Genomic DNA, 20,587 nt, shown 5'->3' with positions numbered 1-20,587 from the left:
AAGGTATGGTTTCTATCATCGTTTATTGCAGGGCTTTGTATTGCAACCAGATCCTTGGTCACATCGCCTGCAAAATCAGTTGGGAAAGTTACCAGTAGTCTACAGGAGAATCAATGAACTGTGTCTCCGACCGTAAACTGTACCACCCGATTCAATGACCATCAGACACCAGTGTGCCGTAGATTACTGACAACTGTGAGCTTCCGGTTTACTCTTCAGGATGAGAGAGGGTAACGTGCGATAATCTATCGGAAAATAGCCACTGCAGCACTCCAATCCACAGGGTTTCTGAACACAAGGGCGATCCCGCGAAACTATGGCGTCTGAAGAAGAAAAAGGGAAAGTTGAGATCAGCATATTCAAGCGGTTTGCAGCCGCAGCAGGTTTAAATTGTGAATATGTTGAAAAGCAATCGCCCGAGGATGGAAAACCCGATCTGAAATGCCTGATCGATGGCGAAGTCATCTTTTTCGAGTTGACGGAAGCTTGCTCAGAAGACGTCGCCAAGGCAATCGCGAATCCCCGCAGTATGAACGACCCGGGATTGGCTCGCGCTATTGACTACACCTCCGAAACTTACAAAAAGAAGATAGCCAAGCGGTACGCTGTGAGCGAACCAATCGAACTCCTTATCTACAACGTCGGCCGAACGCTGCTTTCGGATGATGTGTTGATCGACAATATCCGCGCCATATCAGACAAGAACAAGGGACCATTCAGAAAGGTTTGGTATTTCGGGGAACACGTGAGCGAGCTCTGAGAGGCGGGCGCGGCGAAGAACCGCGCCCGCTCTGACTTACTCGGGCCTGTAAAGCCGCTGGATGCTGGAGAAGTCCAGGCTGCCATTGCCCTGTCCGGCGTGAAGCTGGAACAGGTTGCGAGCCAGAGAACCCATGGGGATGGAGGCCTGGTTTTTGACGGCGTTGTCGAACGCCAGCCCCAGATCCTTTGTCATCAGATTGACCAGGAAGCCGCCCTCGTAGTTACGGGACGCGGGTACGCCTTCCATTACCCCGGGCCACGGGTTGTAGACGTTCAACGCCCAGTTGCCACCGGAACTCTGCTTCATGATTTCCGAAAGAACTGCCGGATCCAGCCCATTCTTCACACCCAATGCCAGCGCTTCACTGGTTCCGGACATAAGGATGGCCAGGAGCATGTTGTTGCAGATCTTGGCCACCTGACCGGAACCATGGTCACCGGCGTGGAAGATGTTCTTGCCCATCGCATCTAGGATCGGCTTGGCCTTGTTGAAGGCTTCTTCCGAGCCGCCACAAATGAAGGTCAGCGTTCCGGCCTTGGCACCGCCAACACCGCCGGAGACTGGCGCATCGAGGAATGGGATGTCCTTGGCTCGTGCCACTTCGGCCACGCCCCTCGCTGTTTCCGGGGCAATGGTGGAGGAGTCGATAACCAGGGTACCAGCCGGCAGTTTGGCCAGCAGGCCATCGTCACCCAGGTAGACCGCTTCCACGTGTTGCCCGGCAGGCAGCATGGTGATGACACATTCAGCGCCATTGGCGGCTTCGTGGGCCGTGTCTGCCGTTTTTGCGCCTTCGGACACCAGCGCAGCTACAGCATCTTTGGACAGGTCGAATACGGTGACCTCGTGGCCCGCTTTCACCAGGTTACTGGCCATGGGGCCGCCCATGTTACCGAGGCCTATAAAGGTAATTGTTGCCATGTTCATTCTCCTTGTTCTTATATTTCGGGTGTTTGTCGGATTAGCGAAGCGTAATCCGACAACCAGGCCAGCCATCATTTAAAGAAATCGTCAATCCAGGCGCTGTCCATTTCGGCAAGGGACGCATACCGCCAGCGGGGCTGCTGGTCCTTGTCGATCAGAAGCGCTCGGATGCCCTCCGCGAACTCCCCCTTGGTCAGGCACTTGGTGGAGAGCACCAATTCCTTGTCGAGAACTTCCTTGAGGCTGTCGTGTTTGCAACCGTGCAGATGGCGCCAGACCAGAGCCAGGGAGGTCGGCGAGGCGCTAGCAAGGGAACGAGTCGCCTTCGCCACCCATCCGTCGCCACCGGACAGCTCTTTCAGCTGGTTAACCGTTGCTTCCAGGGAGTCGGCATCGGTAACCCGGTTGATCTCATCGAAATGAGTGCGAACCGGTGATGCCGGCATGGCATCGGTGCTCTCACGCTCGTATTGGCGAAGCACGCTACCAACCACCGCATGGGCGTCCTCACCCTGCCAATCGCGCTTGCATAGCTCAGCCACAACCTCGGCCTTCAGCTCGTGCCGAATGAATCGGTCCGCAAGGCCAGTGAAGACCGCATCGGCACCGTTGAGTCGGGCACCGGTCAGGCCCAGAAAAAGACCGGTGCGACCGGGGGTCCGATTGAGGAACCAGCCGGCGGCCACGTCTGGGTAGAGGCCGATTGTGATCTCGGGCATGGCAAGTTTCGAGGCTTCCGTGACCACCCGGTGGGAGGCCCCTTCCATAATGCCCATGCCGCCTCCCATCACAATACCATGCCCCCAGCACACAATCGGTTTCGGGAAGGTATGGATCAGGTAATCCAGTTCATATTCCTCATTGAAGAATGCTTCGCCTTCACTGGCGCCCTGAGGCTCGGTCATGCTGCGATACAAGGCGACGATGTCGCCGCCGGCGCAGAACGCCTTGTCGCCTTCGGATTCCAGCCAGACGGCCTGGATAGCAGGATCTTCCGCCCAGCGCTTCAGTTGCGGCGTCAGCAACCGAATCATCTCCAGAGACAACGAATTCAGCGTTTTGGGCGTATTCAGCCTGGCCACGGCGATCAGCGCGCCACCGCCGGTTTTCCACTCTTCAAAGATAATGGGTTGATCACTCATAACAGGTCCTTGGGCCAGCTTGCTTCGGGCCGGCTTCAGCGGTTTTTCCATTCCGGCTTGCGCTTGTCGAGAAACGCGTTCACGCCTTCTTTCTGGTCTTCAGTAGAGAACAGCTCAACAAACAGCTCCCGCTCCATGCGCCAGCTGTCGTCGTGGCTGCGGCCATCGCGGGCGCTCATCACCAGGGTCTTGCAACGGGCGGTGGACGACGGGCTCTGCTGGCAGGCCATTTCAGCCAGTTCGAGGGCCTTATCAAGGCTCTTTCCGGTTGGCACCACCTCTTCAACCAGGCCGATTCGCAATGCGGTATCGGCTTTCACCCGCTCTCCGCAAAGAATCATCCGCTTGGCCCAGCCCTCGCCTACCAGCCAGGGCAGGTTCTGGGTGCCGCCGGCACAGGGCAGCAGGCCCACGCCTGCCTCGGGCAATGCCATCTGTGCATGCTCCTCGGCAATTCGGATGTCGCAGGCCATGGCGCACTCGAGGCCGCCACCCATGGCATAGCCATTCACGGCCGCGATGGATACACCGCGGAAACGACCCAGCGTGGAGAACGCCTCGCCAAACAGCTGCGCCATCTCATTGGCCCGGGCTTTATCGCCATCGGCGAACGTTTTCAGGTCAGCACCGGCGGAATAAAACTTTTCGCCCTGCCCCGTCATGACCAGGGCAAAGATATCCCGGTCTTCGTTAAGCTCCTTGATGATGTTCGTCAGGGCAATCAGTGAATCCCTAGTCCAGGTGTTGGCCGGCGGATTGTTGATGGTCAGTACCGCGATGTGTCCGCGTTTTTCGAGTTGGATAAGATCGCTCATGGGGATCTCCTTATTGAATCGCTTCAGCCACGCCGTCATCGAGCAGGCGACGGGCCACAATCAGACGCATGATTTCGTTAGTGCCTTCCAGGATCTGGTGCACTCGCAGGTCGCGCAGGTAGCGCTCAAGCGGGTATTCGCGAATATAGCCATAACCACCGTGCAGTTGCAGCGCTTCGTTGACCACCTCGAAACAGGCATCGGTGGCGAAACGCTTGGCCATGGCACAGTGCAGAGTTGCTTCCGGATCGGCGTTGTCGAGCTTGAAGGCACCCAGACGAACCATCTGCCTGGCTGCGACCAGATTGGTGGCCATATCGGCCAGTTTGAACTGCAAAGCCTGGAAAGCCGCCAGCGGTTTACCGAACTGTTCACGTTCGTGCATATAGTTGCGAGCGCGCAGCAGCGCGGCCTGGGCGCCACCGAGGGAACAGGTGGCGATATTCAGGCGACCTCCATCGAGACCCTTCATGGCGATGGCAAACCCGTCGCCTTCTTCCCCGACACGGTTACTGGCAGGAATGCGGACATTCTCGAGGCTGATCATCCGGGTTGGCTGGCTGTGCCAGCCCATTTTCTCTTCGTTCTTGCCGTAGGAAACGCCATCGGCATCCGCGGGAATCACGAAGGTGGAAATACCCTTGTAACCGGAATCCGGCGCTCCGGTCCGGGCCATCAACACCAGGATGTCGGTCGCTCCGGCGCCAGAGATAAATACTTTACTGCCATTGATCACATAGCTGTCACCATCGCGCACCGCCTTGGTACGAAGGCTGGCCGCATCTGAGCCGGCACCTGGCTCGGTCAGGCAGTAGGAGGCAAGCCACTCGCCGCTGGCCAGCTTCGGCACGATTTCCTGTTTGAGATCGTCCGAGGCAAAACTGGCTACCATCCAGGTGGCCATGTTGTGGATAGTGATAAACGCAGCGGTGGAAGGACACGCCGCTGCGAGTTCTTCCACAATGACCGAGGTGTCCAGTCGGGACAGACCCATGCCGCCCAGCGCTTCGGGGGTGTACATACCCATGAAGCCCATCTCGCCGGCTTCCTTCATCATATCGACCGGAAAGATATGCTCGTCATCCCACTTCGCGGCGTGGGGCGCCATGGATTTTTCCGCAAACGCCCGCGCTGCCTCGCGAAACGCCAGCTGATCTTCGGAGAGGTTAAAGTCCATCGTTACGCTCCAGATAGATAGGGCTTGGCATTGGGTGGGAAAAACAAGGGGCCGGAAACGGGTTCCGGCCCAAATACCCCACCTTCAACGCAATTAACGCAACTGGATAGAGAAGTTGGCTTCTGTGCTGGTCGCTTCGCTGGAGAACCAGCGGGAGGTAACCGTTTTGGTTTCGGTGTAGAAGCGAACCGCCTGCTTGCCGTAGGCATGCTGATCACCGTAGAAGGAACCCTTCCAGCCGGTGAACGAGAAGAACGGCAGGGGCACTGGAATGGGGATGTTCACACCCACCTGGCCTACGTCAATCTCATGCTGGAAGCGACGCGCGGCACCACCGGAACTGGTGAAGATGGAGACACCGTTGCCATACGGGCTCTTGTTAACCAGATCGATAGCATCACCGAGCGTGTCGGTTTCCACGCAGGCCAGCACCGGACCAAAGATTTCTTCGTTATAGATGTCCATCTCAGTGGTCACACCGGAAAACAGCGTCGGACCAACCCAGTTGCCATCCGGTAAACCGTCCACCGTGCAACCGCGGCCGTCCAGCAGCAGATTGGCGCCCTGGGCTTCGCCGGTCGCAATCAGGGACTCGATACGGTCTTTCGCCTTGGCGGAGATAATAGGGCCATAACTGGCACCGGAATCGTTCCAGGCACCGGGGCGTACTTTCGCCATGGCGTCTTTCAGCTCTGGAATCCACTGTTGGGCTTCGCCCACGAATACTGCCACGGAGATTGCCATGCAACGCTGTCCGGCAGCACCCACGGAGGCACCGACGAGGGCGTTGAGCACTTGCTGTTTGTCGGCATCCGGCATGACCACCATGTGGTTCTTCGCACCGGCAAAGCTCTGCACACGCTTCATGTTGCGAGTGCCGGTTTCGTAGATGTAACGGCCCACCGGTACAGAACCAACGAAAGAGACCGCTTTTATGGCGGGATCGGTCAGAAGGACATCAACCTGTTCCTTGCCACCGTGGACCACCTGCAGAACGCCCTTGGGAGCACCAGCTTCTTCAAACAACTCGGCAAGGCGCGTCGGGGTCAGCGGATCCTGCTCGGACGGCTTGAGGATAAAGGTGTTACCGCAGGCAATGGCCATCGGGAACATCCACAGCGGAATCATGGCCGGGAAGTTGAACGGGGTGATACCGGCGCACACGCCCAATGGCTGGATCCAGGAGTGGGTGTCTACTTCGCGGGCCACGTTTTCAACGGTCTCGCCCATCATCATGGAGGCAACGTTGGCCGCGTGCTCGACCACTTCAATGCCGCGCCAGACATCGCCCTTCGCGTCGTCAAAGGTCTTGCCGGTTTCCTGGGCCAGGATTTCGGCGATCTCGTCATGATGCTCTTTCAGAAGGGCCTGGTATCGAAGCATCACACGAGCACGCTCGGAAACTGGCACTTCTTTCCAGGTCTTGAACATTTCGCCAGCGCTTTCGATGGCCTTGCGCATTTCCGCGTCCGTGGTGCACGGAGCCTTGGCGATCACTTCGTTGGTGGCGGGGTTGGTGACGTCGATCCATTCACTGGTTTGGCTATCGACAAACTCACCTGCGAGATACAGCGGTACATTTTTCATGTTGATGTCCCTGTTTGTTGTTGTGCGGGAAGCCGGCCGGAACCATGGGATTGCGGCCACGTTTTATCAAAGGCTAGCACGGGATCGCCAAAGGGGTGATTGACTAAATTTCGCCCGTGATGGACTATCTTTCGATAAAGCTCAAACAAACAAGACCACAATGACCCAAACCTCTCAATGGCCGGTGCCCAAAGACAGCATTCGCTATGTGGTGCCTGAACCGATCATTCGACTACTCGCGAGCCACCCACTCACCCGGGACCTATACCCTCTGGCATTCGGCCACTACCGCCGCGCCGTCGGCCACCATATGCACCGGGAGCACCATCGCGACAATCTTTTGATCTACTGCACAGAAGGCCGGGCGTTCCTGAATGTCGGTGGCGAACCCTACACCGTGGGGGCCGGAGACCTCCTGCTTCTGCCAGCCGGAGCCAATCATCGCTATACCGCCGACCCGGAGAACCCCTGGACCATCCACTGGGTGCACTACACCGGTCCCTTGGCAGAAGACTTTCGCAATTACATGGGCTTTGACGGCCCGAACCGTATCCGCCACCTGGGACGTCAACCTCGCCTCCTGGTGGACTTCAATGGCCTGCTGTCGGTTCGACAGACCGGCTTTCGGGCCCGCGGCCTGATCCACGCCGCCAACCGGCTTCGGCAATTAATGGCGGCGGTTCCGATCAACGCCGACGAGACAGGCCACGAGCGGCAAGCGGAACTGGAGACCATCCACAACTATATGCGGGAGCACCTGGATGAGCGTATCAGCCTGGAGCAACTCGCGGATCTTGCTGGCCTCTCACCTGCTCATTTTGCGACCCGCTATCGTGAACAAACCGGCACCTCTCCGATCCAGCATTTCCTTCACCTGAAGGTTGAACGGGCCTGCCAGATGCTGGACACCAGCAGCCTGAGTTTTGCTGACATCAGCCGACGCCTGGGCTACGACGACGCCTACTATTTTTCCCGGCTTTTCAAAAAGGTAATGGGCCAGTCACCCCGGGACTACCGGCATACCGCCCGACACTGAAACTCAACCCGGGCCAGATTGAAACCTGCCGCCTTCTACGACTTTTGTTGTAGGAGCCAAGGGGTTAGGCTGGGGGCATCAAATCACAAAAAGAGTGAGCCCATGGCCATGTACACCATTGAAATTGATGAAACCTTTGACGTCCCCCGACGACGGGTTTTCGCCCTGTTCGCCGACCACTACCGTTTCGGAAAACTGCTGGGAGCGCCGGTCAAACGAATCAAGGACAGCGATCAGGCTGATCCCAACGGCATCGGCTCGGTTCGCAAGATCGGCATCGGGCCGGTCGGCCTGGAAGAAACGGTGACCAGCTTCGAGCCGGATTCATTGATCGAATACACCATCACCAGCATGAGCCCGATCCGCAACCATCTGGGGAGAATCCGTTTCGAGGACACACCGGAAGGCCACACCCGGGTGAACTACACCATCACCTTTGAAGACATCGTACCGTTCACCGGGAAGGTCGTCAGCAGCGCCCTGGAGCAGGGCATTCGCCGCGGGATCAAACGGGTACCCAGGCTGGCCTGAAAATCGGCAACAACAAATCGTTACTTGAGGAATATCAGAGAATTGACCTGAGGCAAGAGTTGGCTTTTGTCAATTTTGTAATCTCCGCGCAGCTTGCAATATCCGGCCATTCCGGCCGGACCAAACTGTATTCTGCGGGAGACCGAAATGGCAGCCGAGCCTATTGTCCTGTTCGATAACGGACACCACAAATGCCTGATGTTCGATTCCCTGGTAACCGGCGAGGGCGTCCAGTCCAACCAGTTCCTGATTGTCGATGGCAAACACGAGGCATTGATCGATCCAGGCGGTGATCTCACCTACACGCCGCTTTCGGTGGCCGCATCACGCTACATGAACATCCGCGACATGGACTACGTGTTCGCCTCTCACCAGGACCCGGACATCATCGGTGCCATCGACCGCTGGATCGTTCATACCCGCGCGAAGATCGTAACCTCGAAACTCTGGGCCAGGTTTCTTCCGCATCTGGTTTCCAGCTACGTGACCAACCAGCTCAGCGGCAGCGTTTACGACCGCATCGTTAGCGTTCCGGATGCCGGCGCCAATGTGAAATTCGGGGAATCCTATCTGCAATGCCTGCCAGCCCACTTCATGCACTCCGTGGGCAACCTGCAGTTCTATGACCCGGTCTCGAAAATCTTGTTCTCAGGTGACCTTGGAGCCTCTATGGGTGGCGAGGACGATCACCTGCCAGTGAAGGATTTCGACAAGCACATACCCAGCATGATTGGCTTCCACCGTCGATATATCGCCTCAAAGAAGGTGTGTCAGCTGTGGGCTAACATGATTCGCGACATGGACGTAGCCATGATCGTCCCCCAGCACGGAAAGCGCTTTGAGGGCCCCGTTATGGTGGATCGTTTCCTGAACTGGGTGAGCGAGATGGATTGCGGGATTGATCTGGTTACACAGGACAGCTACCGACGGCCGGTAGACTACGTTTAACACCAACAAGAAGCAGCAGCCTCACGGCTGCCGCTTCTGTGTTTCAAACCCCATCCTGCAGAGGGCAGGGCCGGTGGGTAGGAGGAGCCAGTTTTATTTACTACCACCCTGGCCACCACCGTGGCTTCCACCACCCATGCCTCCACTGCCCATGCCTTCGGGCCCCATCTTATCCTCGTCCATCATACCCTTATCATCGGGTCGACCCGCGGCGGTGGGGGGCAGATTTTCAACATCAATGCCTTGGGCGCGGGCTCGTTCCATCATTCTCTCATGATGTTGCTCACGGTAGGCCTGGCGCTCTGCCATGGAATCCATGGAACGCATCTGGTCCTGAAATTGCGCTCGCTCCTGATCGGTCATCATGTCGTAACCGGAAATTGGATACCCGTCACGGTCCTTTAGCCGCGTTTGGTCCTGCAATTGCGTCTGGTCACGATCCTGGTCCTGGTCAGCAGCATAGGTAGTTGAGAGCGGTAACGTCAGCGCCAGTGCAAGCGCTGCAGAATAGATCACGATCTGTTTCATTGAAGTAGCCTCCATCATCAGCCCGACCATCCCCGGCTTCAGGAACTGCTCTATAGAAACCAGTCGACACCTTTAGAGGCATCCCTGATCTATGATTTCAGCATACTCCCTTGTTGACTCAGAAAAACCTGTCAGAGATCAATTTCTATGCTCCCTGACAACAATGTAACGAGTCTTTAATACTGCGGACACGTTTCACTGATGCGGGGTCGTGCGGACGGCTCTTCCTCTTTTAATCCTGAAAGAAACTGCTGCGCTGCAGGCTGACCGCCTTCCACAGCCGCCAGTCTGATCCAACAAAGTCCGTCAGGCTGGTTACCCTGATCATACAGTCGACTGCCAATTTCCCACTGGGCATCTTCACTACCGGCCGTTGCAGCCCGCAGCAACCATTCCGAAGCTTTGGCGGTATCCCTTTGAACACCACGTCCGGAATCATAGGCCCGTGCAACTTCCACCATACTGATAACATCCCCATCCTCGGCAGAGCGCTGATACCAGTAGAAGGCCCGGTCATCGCTCTGCTCAACCCCCTGCCCCTGCGCGTACATATTGGCAACATTAAGCATACCCTGCCGGCTACCCTCCTCCGCCAGACTCAGATACTGGTCGAATGCGTCGTCGTATTGCCCCATCTTGTATACAACATAGGCGTTGAGCACCCGGATCATATCCCGGGCGATCTCTTTCTGGCTTTCGTCTTGGTCCGCCATAGCATGCGGAAACTGCAACAAAAGAGACAGCACCAGCAGTCTTGCCGCCATCGTCATGGCACTCACCTGAAACATATCGCCTCCCGGGCTTAAACCACGTTCCGACGCTAACAGGGCCAACGGCGTGGAGTCTGTGCTTCAAAAGTGCTGACGGAGCTGGACTTTGGTATTGCCAGGCCGCTGAGGTTGCCAAATAGGCCTGTCCCAAACCGGTAATGTTGAGTAAAATCCGGCCTTTTCCAGAGAACCAAGAGGCAGCGCAGATGGGCAGAGCCTACCAGAACCGCAAAGAGTCCATGGCCAAGACGGCTGCGGCGAAAACCAAGGTCTACAGCAAATACGGCCGCGAGATTTACATGAGCGCCAAGTCCGGAGGCCCCGATCCTCAGGCCAACCTCACCCTGCGCGGACTGATCGAGCGGGCCAAGAAAGACCAGGTACCTTCACACGTCATCGAGAAGGCCATCGACAAGGCCAAGGGCGGCGCCGGCGAAGACTATGCCGCGGCTCGCTACGAAGGCTACGGACCGGGTAATTGCATGGTGATCGTAGACTGCCTGACCGATAACCCGAACCGCACCTTTGGCGACGTGCGCCTGGCATTCACCAAGACCAAGTGCAAGATCGGCACGCCCGGAGCCGTGTCTCACATGTTCGACCACAGCGCTATTTTTGCGTTCAAGGGCGAAGATGAAGAAGCCGTCCTTGAGGCACTGATGGAAGCGGATGTCGATGTCACCGACATCGAGAACGAAGATGGCCTGATTACCGTGTTCACACCGAACACCGAATACGCCAAGGCTCGCCAGGCCCTGGTGGACGCCATTGAAGACATCGATTTTGAAGTGGATGAAATCCAGTTCCTGCCTAAAACCACCACACTGGTGGAAGGCGACGACATCCCGATGTTCGAGAAATTCCTCGACATGCTGAACGAACTGGACGACGTGCAGAACGTGTTCCACAACGCCGAACTGCCAGACCAGTAAACAACCCGGCCCTCAGGCCGCGCAGGAAGATAGCACCATGCAACAGAACGCTCCCACAAACCGCAAGGCGCGTGTGGTGGTCCTGAAAACAGGCACCACCTACCCGGACCTTCGGGCAAAGTTTGGCGATTTTGACGAGTGGTTCCTGCGCGGGTTGTCAGACAAGCTGGATATTACCGTTGCCAATGCCGAAGCCGGTGAACTGCCGGGGAATCCGGAAGATTGGGACGGCATCGTGGTGACTGGCTCCCCTGCCATGGTGAGCGACCGGGCGGAATGGAGCGAGAACGCTGGGCGTTGGCTGGTAAAAGCTGTCAGAAGCGAAGTGCCGGTGCTCGGTGTCTGCTATGGCCACCAGTTGCTGGCCCACGCGCTGGGCGGCGAAGCTGGTTACCATCCGAATGGCCGGGAAACCGGCACCCACGAGGTTGAGCTCCTTCCCGAGGCCGCCTCCGATGTCTTGTTCCGGGAGCTACCGGAAAAATTTCCGGCCCAGCTGACACATCGGCAATCCGTGCTGCGCCTGCCTGAAGGAGCGGTGTTGCTGGGACGCAACCAGTTCGAACCCCACCAGGCTTTCAGAATTGGCTCCTGCGCCTGGGGCGTGCAATTCCATCCGGAATTCACGGACACCATCATGAGCGCCTACCTGAAAGTGCAGGCGCCCGATCTGATCCGGGAGGGGCTCAATGCAGAGGCCCTTATCGCCGGCGTGAAGCCAGCGCCGGATGCGTCCTCGCTGCTTATCCGTTTCAGCAGGTTTGTTCAGGATCGGATCCGGTAATTCGCGGGCCAACCGTTACAGTCAATCGAGGATGTAGGCGGTTTTTTCCAGTGCCTGCTCTTCTTCATCGATGAAGCGGAACTCATTCCAGCCAATGCGCACCATGTCGTTGCTGTTGAGGCGCTGTCGGTCGGCAACCCGCAATTCGTTCACAAAGGTTCCATTGGTGCTGTTGCTGTCGGTGATGTAGTAATCCACCGTCCCTTCAAGGTAGGCATTGGGCACCGCTTCTATCAGGGCGTGCTGGCCGCTCACAGAAATTTCATCGATCTGGATGTCGTTATCCGGGCGCCTGCCAATGCGGGTTTCCGGCCGACCGAGTTCAAAGGTGTTAACAACAACGTTATCCACCAGTTGCGAAAGCGAAGCCATGTCAGTTTCCTCAATACTCCAACGTCAGTAATACCACAGACACATTGTCACCGGCCTTGTTTGCCAGGCCGGCATCAATCAGTGCCTGAACCGTGCGCTCCATGCCGTCACTTTCCTTTTGGATTTCAAGCCAACGGTATTCCGGGACCGACTCGGTTAACCCATCGGAACACAGCAGCAGCACATCTCCTTCATCAAGCGTTTCGCGGCGATAACTGGGGCCTGCCTGCTCTTCCGCGCCCACCGCTCTGGTCAGTACATTCCGGAACGGTACATTGGGCACGTCAGCCTCGGTAATGTCGCCGTCTTCCAGCATGTTCTGGACCACGGAATCGTCCCGCGTGAGACACAGCGCCTGGCTGCCACGCAGGCTGTAACACCGGGAATCGCCAATGTGAGCAATATGCGCCTGATTGCCACTCACCCAGGCCACCACCAGTGTCGTGCCCATCTTTTCAAGTCTTGGATCCTCTGCACGGCGACTCGCTATCCGCTCATTGGCCAACCTGAAGGCCCGATCCAGGTGTTCCCGGATATCCTCATCCGTGGTGCGGGTCGAGGCATCGGCGATTTCCGGTTCAAGGGAGTCGATGATGGCATCAACCGCAAGACGACTGGCAACCTCGCCCCCCTGGTGACCGCCCATACCGTCGGCAACAACCAGCAGCGCCTGGTCTCCCGCATCATTGATCCGCCAGTCCACCACGTCCTGGTTTGATTCCCGGACGGCGCCGCGATGACTCTGGCCGGCAACGTGATATCGCATCAGGAGACCTCCTGGCCGGCTTCACGAACGGCGAGACGACGCACGGCCTCGGCCATGGTGGCGGCACTGGCAAAGCGTTTGTCAGGCTCGCGCTGGATAGCCTTGTTGATCAGACGGACCACGCCGTTTGGCAGATCGGCGTTAAACTCGCGGACGCTGCGTGGGCGCTTGTTGAGAATCTGGTAGGTCAGGTTGGCCAGGGTATCGCCCTGATAGGGCGTTTCGCCGCTCACCAGCTTGTAAAGCGTTACGCCCAGGCTGTAGATATCGGAGGCACCGGTTACCTTCTGCCCCTTCAACTGCTCCGGCGACATATACAATGGGCTGCCCATCACCGCGCCGGTGCGCGTTCGCGAGTCATCGGAGATCTTGGCAATGCCGAAATCGGTGATCTTTATGTCGCCATTGTCGGGATTAAAGATGATATTCCCGGGCTTGATGTCGCGGTGGACGATTTTCTGGCTGTGGGCGTAGGCCAGTGCGTCCGCCACGCGGGCAACGATATCCAGCACCTTGGTCAGGGGCAATAACCGCCCGGTTCTGCCGAATTCACTGAGCGGACGCCCTTTCGCATAGTCCATGGCAATGTAGGCGAGGTCTGCCTCCTCGCCAACGTCATATACGGTGACGATTGCCGGGTGACTCAGGCGGCCAGCGGCTTCTGCCTCCCGGAAGAATCGCTCCTTGAGATCCTGAAGCTGTCCATCATCGAATGCCTGGTAGCTGAGAGTCTTGATGGCAACGGTGCGGGCAATCTTCGGATCCTTGCCCAAATAGACTACGCCCATGGCACCACGGCCAATCTCCCGCTCGATTTCGTATCTTCCGAGGGTCGGGCGACTCACGGCAGGCTCGGGCATCAACAGGGTGCGGGTATTGTCGAAACTCCCGCCCTGCATCAATGAGTTATCCGGTGCGAGCTTTTCCAGTGCCGCCAGCCTGGCGGCAGTATCCCGAAACCCTTTCTTGCGCTCCTGAATACTGCGGTAGGTGCTGACCGCCTTGTCGTACTGGCGCTTGCGCTCCTGCTGGATAGCGACGTCGTAGCGCAGTTCAAGCGCACTCTCGCAGTCGGGGCAACGATTGAGCGCCTCAAGGGCATCGTCGGTGTGACCCTGCTGCAGAAACACCCTGGCCAGCTTCAGCCGCGCATCACGGACATTGTCTGTCAGTAGACGGATGTGTTTGCGGGGCTGCAGCCAGAACAGCATCACCACATAACCGACCACCAGCAAAGTGAGCACCACGCCAAACGGCACCCAGGCGTTGCGGTAGAACATCAAAGCCGCCTGGATCACCACGAGCGAGCCACCAAGCAAAAGAGTGACAGGCAGGGAAACGGCTGCGCCCATCGCTGGAATTGCAAGCACCAGATACAGTGCCGCAATGGCCAGCCCGGCGGTAACGGCCATATCTGACCAGAGCGGCTCCGAAAGCCCCCGATCAGCCATGGCCGGCCCGAATGCTTCCTGCGGGACAATCGTGGCCGGGGTAGCGCCCTCTGGCACGCCGAGAATGCTGAACAGCGCACGGTCCGCCCAGCCAACGAGGGCAAGCTGGTCCCCCGTGAGGGCAAACACAACAGCCAGAACGAGAATAACGGCCCGCAGACTGAACAGGCGCGGTATGAATGAGAGTATGGCGTTCACAGGCAACTTTGTTATAAATGGTTGATCTGACTAGTTTAGAAAGCGTGGCGGAACTTCGATACAACGACCGGAGTGTTTTTTGTAAGTGTTTGTTTACCTGAGAGAGAGGTCACGTATAGTTATGCCGTCGTTTACCTCAGGGATGATGGAAATACACACATGACACTGAAGTTACTGATTCTCCTGCTGTTGATCACCCTGGCCGGCATCGGCCTTTACCACACTCAAAAGCCACTGCCGCCAGGCATCAGCTATCGGGGAACCGCGGTGCCGTTGGAGGAACCCGTCCTGCTGAAAGATGTCACCCGTCACTATCAGGACGGCCGGGAAGAGCGAGACCATGAAATCTTCGATGAGGTATTCCGGCTTATCGGACAGGCCGACGAGTTCATTCTCGTCGACATGTTTCTGTTCAACAGCACCGGGGCGGAGGATGTAGCCCACCGCCCTCTGGCTCAACAGCTGACAGAAGCCCTGCTGGCCAGGAAAGCGGAGAAACCGGAGCTATCCGTTACGGTCATCTCCGACCCTCTGAACACCATGTATGGCGGCACGACCTCGCCCTGGTTTGAAGCCCTGCGCAATGGCGGCATTCCGGTTGTGGAGACGGCACTCCGCCCGCTACGGGACAGTAACCCGACCTGGTCTTCGATCTGGCGGCTGTGTTGTCAGTGGTTCGGTAACAAACGGGACGGAGGCTGGCTGGACAATGCCCTCGGCACCAAGCCTGTTACCCTTCGAAGCTATCTCGCACTGCTGAACTTCAAGGCCAACCATCGCAAGCTTGTGATCGCGGATGAGGCGGGTTCCCCGAGAGCCATTGTTACCTCGGCCAACCCCCACGACGGCAGCAGCCGGCACAGCAACCTGGGGCTGAGCTTCAAGGGGCCGGCAGTGATTGATTTGCTGAAAAGCGAGCGGGCCGTTCTCGCCATGTCAGGAGCGGACACCAAGCTGATCGATGAACGGATCAGCCAGGCTTCCGAAGTCACTGCGGAAGCCGACAAACCCGAAAGGTCCCGGGTCGCGGTGCTGACCGAATCGGAAATCCGGGATCAGGCTCTGTCCATGATTCAAGAGGCCTCAGCTGGCGACCAGTTGGACCTGGCCATGTTCTATCTCTCCCATCGCGAAATGGTTAGAGCGCTGACTGACGCCGCCAGACGGGGCGTAAGACTACGAGTACTGCTCGATGCCAACAACGAGGCCTTCGGCCACCAGAAGAGTGGCATTCCTAACAGGCAGGTCGCCATGGAACTGGTTCGCGCGGGCGTTCCGGTACGATGGTGTAATACCCTGGGTGAGCAATGCCACACTAAACTGTTGATGTTGGCTAAAGGAAACGGCGCAACAGAACTGCTCCTGGGTTCGGCCAATTTTACCCGGCGCAATCTCGACGATCTGAATCTCGAAACCGATGTCTGGGTATCGGTGGTGGAGCAGTCACAGGTTGCGAGCGGAGCCCGGCGTTTTTTTGATGAGCAATGGCAAAAAGGCCCTGGCGACGATCCGGTGATGAGCCTTCCCTACGAACGTTGGGCCGACGAATCCAGACTTCGCTACTGGCGCTACCGGATTATGGAGGCGACCGGCCTGTCGACCTTCTGAACAGAACAGGACAAGAGCCATGACAACACCCGTGCATGCGCGCCCTATCGCAGAGCGTATCGACTGGCTGATGGAGCTCAGCCGGGCCCATTCGGCCAGTTTCTGCAGCCCGGAAAACCATCTGGCCAGGCAGCGCTACCTGGCAGAGCACAATACCCAGATCATCGCCATGAAGTGCATGGATGGCCGGATCCACCTGCCCTACGTGACCCAGACGCCTCTTGGTGTCATTCACCCGTTTAGGAACCTTGGCGGCATATTCGAGCTGGGCTGGCCCTACCTTGGCGACATGCTGGCGGATACGGTCCAGCAAGCCGTAACCCAGGGCCGGCGGGTACTGATCATCATTACCTACCACTACTCAAAAGGCTCCCGGGAGCGCGGTTGCGCCGGCTTTGACTGCGACCGTGAGGCCGCCATGCGACATGCGTTCCAGATCCGGAGCCAGGTTGAAAAACTGTTCGGAAACGGCCACCGAACGGTCTATCCCCTGGTATGTGGTTTCGAGAGCGACGAGGATGCACTGGTTATGCACGGTAGCGAGGAGCGAACGCTGGATCTGTCTACCATTCCTGTGTCGAGACTTGCCGATATGGCCTCCGAAATCGCGTCCCTTTGTCCGGATATGCCGGAACCGGTTCAGCGTGATCTGCTGCCCTTGGTTGAGGGCAATATCCGGCACGTGAACGAGATTCGGCGCTTTGACAGGGAACTGAACATAGAACATCGGGAGTGGGTCATCTGCCTTGGCAGGGGGTTCGATTTCCTGCACGCACCCAACGTAGCCCTGATCATCGGCCCCTACAGCCCGGATCTGTCCCATCCCATCCGCCAGGCTGCCGGGATCATAAAGAGCAACATGGACAGTGGCCGTGTCCCGGACGATGGTTTCCTGCTGCTCTGCTCCGCGCCCTACCAGGAACCGGGCACTCAGAAGGCCCGGGCAGAACTGAAATCGGCGTTCCTGGCCGAGTTCGGCGCCAACGTTATCCGGCAGGCGTACCCAGACCTTGCCAGCAGAATGGTTGCACGCTCGGCTATACTCCATTGGCCGGAGCGAAAGCTGCAGGTTTGTGAATCCTGAACGATTCGTATCTTGAGGGAACGCAACCGACTGTTTTATCGTCCGGTTAGTGCAAAGTGACTAACAATCCGCTACACCGGAAGTAGCCAACGAACAGGAGTGACCCATGTCAGGCATTCGCAAGCACTTGAGGTACGTTTCCTTTTTTATGGCCATGATGATGGCCCTTGGTTCCGTCTGGTCGGCCACCGCTACCGCCGGCATGGTTGGAACCGGCGAGATGATCGGGCAACAACAGGTTCAGCTGGACCGGCAGGAACTGATCAGCATGCTCGACAGACAGGATGTGCAGGCCAAGTTGGCAGACCTTGGGGTCAGCCAGGATCAGGTCAAGGAACGCATCCAGAACCTCACGCCCGCTGAACTGGCGGATTTTGAGCGTCAGCTCGCCGAAGCTCCGGCAGGACAGGATGTCGTCGGCATCATCGTGTTGTTCCTGCTGGTTTTCATTATCACCGATATGCTCTGTGCTACAAACGTCTTCCCGTTCGTGAACTGCATTCGATAGCGGGGGCAATGGCCGTCATTTTTCCCACACTAAAAGCGACATCCAGCAGGCTGATCCTGATGTTACTGGTCAGCCTGCTGGCAGGCTGCGCCAGCGCCCCCAAATGGCCAGCGTCCGAAACTCACCAGGCCATGCTGCCCGACCGGGTTGTGCTGGACGACGTGCCCTTCTACCCCCAGGAAAGGTACCAATGCGGGCCTGCCTCACTGGCCATGATGCTCAATAGCCAGGGCTTGCAGACCGACCCTGAAATCCTGAAAGAGCTCGTTTATATTCCCGGCCGTGAAGGATCGCTGCAGGTCGAAATGGTGGCCGCCGCCCGGGCTCACGGCATGCTGGTCTATCCTCTGGACGGAGAGCTTGAAAGCCTGCTGAACGAAGTAGCTTCGGGCAACCCGGTACTGGTGATGCAGAATCTGAGGTTTGGCTGGTGGCCCCAATGGCACTTTGCGGTTGTCATCGGCTATGACGCCGGCGAGCGAGACCTGATACTCCATACCGATACCCGCAAGCGTGAAGCGATCGATCTGGAAGTTTTCACCAATACCTGGGGGCGGGCCGACAACTGGGCCGCCACTATTTTGCCACCGGATCGGGTTCCAGCTACCGCAGTACCGCTTCGTTTTCTGCAATCCGCCCATAACCTCGAGACAACCGGACGAACAACAGCCGCTGGCATTGCCTATAAGACAGCCGAGATGACCTGGCCGGACCAACCTACGGCCACTATGGCCAGAGGCAACCTTGCCTGGCAGCTGGGCCACCAAAGCGAAGCACAAGAGCATTTCCTGCGCACAGTGAAACGTTTTCCGGAGTTCGCCGAGGGCTGGAACAACCTGGCTTTCGCGCTGCAGGCGAGCGGCTGCGCAAACACTGCAGCCCAGGCGGCGAGATGTGCCGCCGCACTGGCACCGGACCGCTTCGGTGAATCGGAATTGCTCGAACATGAGGACACCACATCCGCAGAACAGTGTCCTGCACTTCCCGAGTGTCCAAGGGAAGAACCCTAGGCAGGCTTTCGGAACAGCGCCACATCCTTTCTCGGTATTTCCAGGTGCCAGCCAAACCGGTTGGCGAGTAGCTTAAAGGTAGATTCCCGGTAAAAAACCACATGGGTCGGGTCACGTCGATAATGCCAGTTGTCGAACCGGTCATCGTCGGTCTGGAAACAGGTCATCACGCCCAGCCAGCCACCGGGGTTCAGCATTCGGTCGAGTTCCCTGAAGACGCCAGCCGGCGCGTAAAGATGCTCCACCACTTCGGTACAGGTTATGAAATCGTAGGTTTGATCGAGGGCCACTGCTGAGGGATAAAAGTAGGGATCGTAGAGACTGACTGCCATGCCTTCCGCCTCAAGCATCTGCGCCAGTGCGGGGCCGGGGCCGCACCCGAAATCTAGGCCAATCGCCCCCAATGGCAGACGCTCAAGCAGAGGTTCTGTCAGTTTCGAGAGAAATGTCCGGTATCCCGGATCGGACGGATCGTTGTCATGGAGTTGATAAATCTCCTGCTCCTGCTCAGGCGGTAACCGGCAGGACGCATCCATCACCGTTGCCTCGCAGACATCACATCGAAGGTAACGCTGGGCCTTCACCACACGGAAATCCGAGAGACTGCCCTGCTCGCACACCGGACAAAGACTCACGCCCTCACCTCGTATCAAGTCCCGCGGCCGCCCTCATGCGGGCATCGAGTTCCCGGACGTCAATCTGATCGGACGCTATGATCTCTGCCCGGCTGTAGGCTTGCGGTTCACCCTGAATAACGGTCAGGGCTCCATCTACCACATTGATCGCCCGCCAGCCGTCGACGGTCTGAACGACAGCCTTGAAGCGCACGAAGGCTGAGTCCATGGCCATCACCAGCAATGCGTTCTCATCGAGTATCAGTTCCGGATGTATGCGCCAGCCAACACTGAAATGCCCCTGTCCCTGATTGGTGATCTGTTGCCAGGGCTCGTCATCAATGGCGGGTGCCGGCGATGCAGTCCTGTGATGGTGGTGATGGTGAGCTTCCGGATCGGTCACCGGCAGGGCATCTGACTCGCCATCCAGCCAGCCCGGTGCCAGCTGCCCAAACCGCGTGTGGTGGATTGCCCGCTTGGCGGGTTCCAGTTGTGCGGCCCACTCATCAAAATGAGTTAATTGCTCCGGCGTGCAAAGATCGGTCTTGTTGGCAACGAGAATATCAGCGGCGGCCACCTGGTCCCGGAACTGCACATTGCCGAGAACCTTCGGCTCTTCGAGCCTCCGGGGGTCCACCAGACAGATCACAGGACCCATGGCGAGCACATCCTGGTAGTGCTCGCTGGTCAGGGTGTCCAGAATCTGAGAGGGGTGACCGAGTCCGGTCGGCTCAATCAAAAGACGATCCGGCTTTGCCTTGTGAATCAGCTGGTTGAGCCCTATCTGCATCGGCAGGCCGGCAACGCAGCACATGCAGCCGCCGGGTATTTCCTTGATGAAGGCACCTTCCGTTTGCAGCATGGCGCCATCAATGCCTACCTCGCCGAATTCGTTGACCAGAACCGCCCAGACTTCGTTTTCAGGTTTGCTTTTCAGAAGATCCAGAATGGCGGTGGTTTTACCGACACCCAGAAAACCAAGTATCAGGCTGGTAGGAATAGGTTGGGCCATGGCGCCGGAGGCACTCCTCTAGGAATC

22 protein-coding genes are annotated in these 20,587 nt (G+C 57.8%); 10 read left to right on the top strand and 12 right to left on the bottom strand.

Annotated elements, in window-relative coordinates; genetic code table 11:
* Positions 1-316: 316 nt before the first annotated feature.
* Positions 317-760, top strand: coding sequence for a hypothetical protein (locus ACWJ62_RS12185; protein WP_088557830.1), 444 nt, complete (start codon positions 317-319; stop codon positions 758-760).
* A 36-nt stretch (positions 761-796) separates the two neighbouring features.
* Here the strand turns inward: ACWJ62_RS12185 and mmsB are convergent, their stop codons facing one another.
* The 5 genes from mmsB to ACWJ62_RS12160 all read right to left on the bottom strand — a co-directional run bounded on the left by mmsB (position 797) and on the right by ACWJ62_RS12160 (position 6,408).
* A complete protein-coding gene (gene mmsB, locus ACWJ62_RS12180) occupies positions 797-1,684 on the bottom strand; it encodes a 3-hydroxyisobutyrate dehydrogenase (RefSeq protein WP_449286421.1) in 888 nt (295 codons plus the stop codon).
* Positions 1,685-1,758: 74 nt separating this feature from the next.
* Entirely contained in the window at positions 1,759-2,829 is a 1,071-nt protein-coding gene (locus ACWJ62_RS12175; protein WP_449286420.1) for an enoyl-CoA hydratase/isomerase family protein, read from the bottom strand.
* 35 nt (positions 2,830-2,864) lie between these two features.
* On the bottom strand, positions 2,865-3,644 hold the full coding sequence (locus tag ACWJ62_RS12170; RefSeq protein WP_449286419.1) for an enoyl-CoA hydratase: 780 nt from the start codon (positions 3,642-3,644) through the stop codon (positions 2,865-2,867).
* A 10-nt stretch (positions 3,645-3,654) separates the two neighbouring features.
* Positions 3,655-4,821, bottom strand: coding sequence for an acyl-CoA dehydrogenase family protein (locus ACWJ62_RS12165; RefSeq protein ID WP_148607961.1), 1,167 nt, complete (start codon positions 4,819-4,821; stop codon positions 3,655-3,657).
* Positions 4,822-4,914: 93 nt separating this feature from the next.
* Positions 4,915-6,408: a CoA-acylating methylmalonate-semialdehyde dehydrogenase gene (locus ACWJ62_RS12160; RefSeq protein ID WP_449286418.1), complete on the bottom strand. Its 1,494-nt coding sequence runs from the start codon at positions 6,406-6,408 to the stop codon at positions 4,915-4,917.
* A 160-nt stretch (positions 6,409-6,568) separates the two neighbouring features.
* On the opposite strand from ACWJ62_RS12160, the gene ACWJ62_RS12155 reads away from it, so the two are divergent.
* The 3 genes from ACWJ62_RS12155 to ACWJ62_RS12145 all read left to right on the top strand — a co-directional run bounded on the left by ACWJ62_RS12155 (position 6,569) and on the right by ACWJ62_RS12145 (position 8,923).
* Positions 6,569-7,444, top strand: coding sequence for an AraC family transcriptional regulator (locus tag ACWJ62_RS12155; protein ID WP_449286417.1), 876 nt, complete (start codon positions 6,569-6,571; stop codon positions 7,442-7,444).
* A gap of 102 nt (positions 7,445-7,546) precedes the next feature.
* Complete coding sequence (locus ACWJ62_RS12150) at positions 7,547-7,975, top strand: SRPBCC family protein (RefSeq protein ID WP_449286416.1); 429 nt, start codon at positions 7,547-7,549, stop codon at positions 7,973-7,975.
* 147 nt (positions 7,976-8,122) lie between these two features.
* Positions 8,123-8,923: an MBL fold metallo-hydrolase gene (locus ACWJ62_RS12145; protein ID WP_449286415.1), complete on the top strand. Its 801-nt coding sequence runs from the start codon at positions 8,123-8,125 to the stop codon at positions 8,921-8,923.
* A gap of 93 nt (positions 8,924-9,016) precedes the next feature.
* Here the strand turns inward: ACWJ62_RS12145 and ACWJ62_RS12140 are convergent, their stop codons facing one another.
* Complete coding sequence (locus tag ACWJ62_RS12140) at positions 9,017-9,451, bottom strand: hypothetical protein (RefSeq protein WP_449286414.1); 435 nt, start codon at positions 9,449-9,451, stop codon at positions 9,017-9,019.
* 176 nt (positions 9,452-9,627) lie between these two features.
* A complete protein-coding gene (locus ACWJ62_RS12135; protein ID WP_449286413.1) occupies positions 9,628-10,239 on the bottom strand; it encodes a tetratricopeptide repeat protein in 612 nt (203 codons plus the stop codon).
* Positions 10,240-10,427: 188 nt separating this feature from the next.
* On the opposite strand from ACWJ62_RS12135, the gene ACWJ62_RS12130 reads away from it, so the two are divergent.
* Together ACWJ62_RS12130 and ACWJ62_RS12125 are read left to right on the top strand one after the other, a co-directional pair.
* Positions 10,428-11,153: a YebC/PmpR family DNA-binding transcriptional regulator gene (locus ACWJ62_RS12130; protein WP_449286412.1), complete on the top strand. Its 726-nt coding sequence runs from the start codon at positions 10,428-10,430 to the stop codon at positions 11,151-11,153.
* 37 nt (positions 11,154-11,190) lie between these two features.
* A complete protein-coding gene (locus ACWJ62_RS12125) occupies positions 11,191-11,937 on the top strand; it encodes a glutamine amidotransferase (RefSeq protein ID WP_449286411.1) in 747 nt (248 codons plus the stop codon).
* Between the two features lie 21 nt (positions 11,938-11,958).
* On the opposite strand, the gene ACWJ62_RS12120 is transcribed toward ACWJ62_RS12125, so the two are convergent.
* The 3 genes from ACWJ62_RS12120 to ACWJ62_RS12110 are packed head-to-tail and all read right to left on the bottom strand — an operon-like array spanning position 11,959 to position 14,724.
* Positions 11,959-12,309 carry an FHA domain-containing protein gene (locus ACWJ62_RS12120; protein WP_064227218.1) on the bottom strand — a complete coding sequence of 117 codons (351 nt, stop codon included), beginning with the start codon at positions 12,307-12,309 and terminating at the stop codon, positions 11,959-11,961.
* A gap of 10 nt (positions 12,310-12,319) precedes the next feature.
* The gene (locus ACWJ62_RS12115; RefSeq protein WP_449286410.1) at positions 12,320-13,075 is read right to left on the bottom strand and encodes a Stp1/IreP family PP2C-type Ser/Thr phosphatase; all 756 of its coding nucleotides are present in this window, start codon (positions 13,073-13,075) and stop codon (positions 12,320-12,322) included.
* The gene (locus tag ACWJ62_RS12110; protein WP_449286409.1) at positions 13,075-14,724 is read right to left on the bottom strand and encodes a protein kinase domain-containing protein; all 1,650 of its coding nucleotides are present in this window, start codon (positions 14,722-14,724) and stop codon (positions 13,075-13,077) included. Before ACWJ62_RS12110 ends, ACWJ62_RS12115 begins: the two co-directional genes overlap by 1 nt.
* A 159-nt stretch (positions 14,725-14,883) precedes the next feature.
* Here ACWJ62_RS12110 and ACWJ62_RS12105 point away from each other — a divergent pair, with 159 nt between their 5' ends.
* From ACWJ62_RS12105 to ACWJ62_RS12090, 4 genes are all read left to right on the top strand, one after another.
* Positions 14,884-16,332, top strand: coding sequence for a phospholipase D family protein (locus tag ACWJ62_RS12105; protein ID WP_449286408.1), 1,449 nt, complete (start codon positions 14,884-14,886; stop codon positions 16,330-16,332).
* Positions 16,333-16,351: 19 nt separating this feature from the next.
* Positions 16,352-17,416: a hypothetical protein gene (locus ACWJ62_RS12100; protein ID WP_449286407.1), complete on the top strand. Its 1,065-nt coding sequence runs from the start codon at positions 16,352-16,354 to the stop codon at positions 17,414-17,416.
* A gap of 106 nt (positions 17,417-17,522) precedes the next feature.
* Positions 17,523-17,924, top strand: coding sequence for a PA2779 family protein (locus ACWJ62_RS12095; protein WP_041645035.1), 402 nt, complete (start codon positions 17,523-17,525; stop codon positions 17,922-17,924).
* Between the two features lie 59 nt (positions 17,925-17,983).
* The gene (locus tag ACWJ62_RS12090; protein ID WP_449286406.1) at positions 17,984-18,934 is read left to right on the top strand and encodes a PA2778 family cysteine peptidase; all 951 of its coding nucleotides are present in this window, start codon (positions 17,984-17,986) and stop codon (positions 18,932-18,934) included.
* On the opposite strand, the gene ACWJ62_RS12085 is transcribed toward ACWJ62_RS12090, so the two are convergent.
* Complete coding sequence (locus ACWJ62_RS12085) at positions 18,931-19,470, bottom strand: class I SAM-dependent methyltransferase (protein ID WP_449286656.1); 540 nt, start codon at positions 19,468-19,470, stop codon at positions 18,931-18,933. The two genes, ACWJ62_RS12090 and ACWJ62_RS12085, sit on opposite strands and share 4 nt — an antisense overlap.
* A 103-nt stretch (positions 19,471-19,573) precedes the next feature.
* On the bottom strand, positions 19,574-20,560 hold the full coding sequence (locus ACWJ62_RS12080) for a CobW family GTP-binding protein (protein WP_449286405.1): 987 nt from the start codon (positions 20,558-20,560) through the stop codon (positions 19,574-19,576).
* Positions 20,561-20,587: the final 27 nt, after the last annotated feature.

The organism is Marinobacter sp. PE14 (assembly GCF_053566155.1).
Note: the sequence above shows the minus strand (reverse complement) of the source record. Positions and strands in the feature narration are given on the sequence as shown.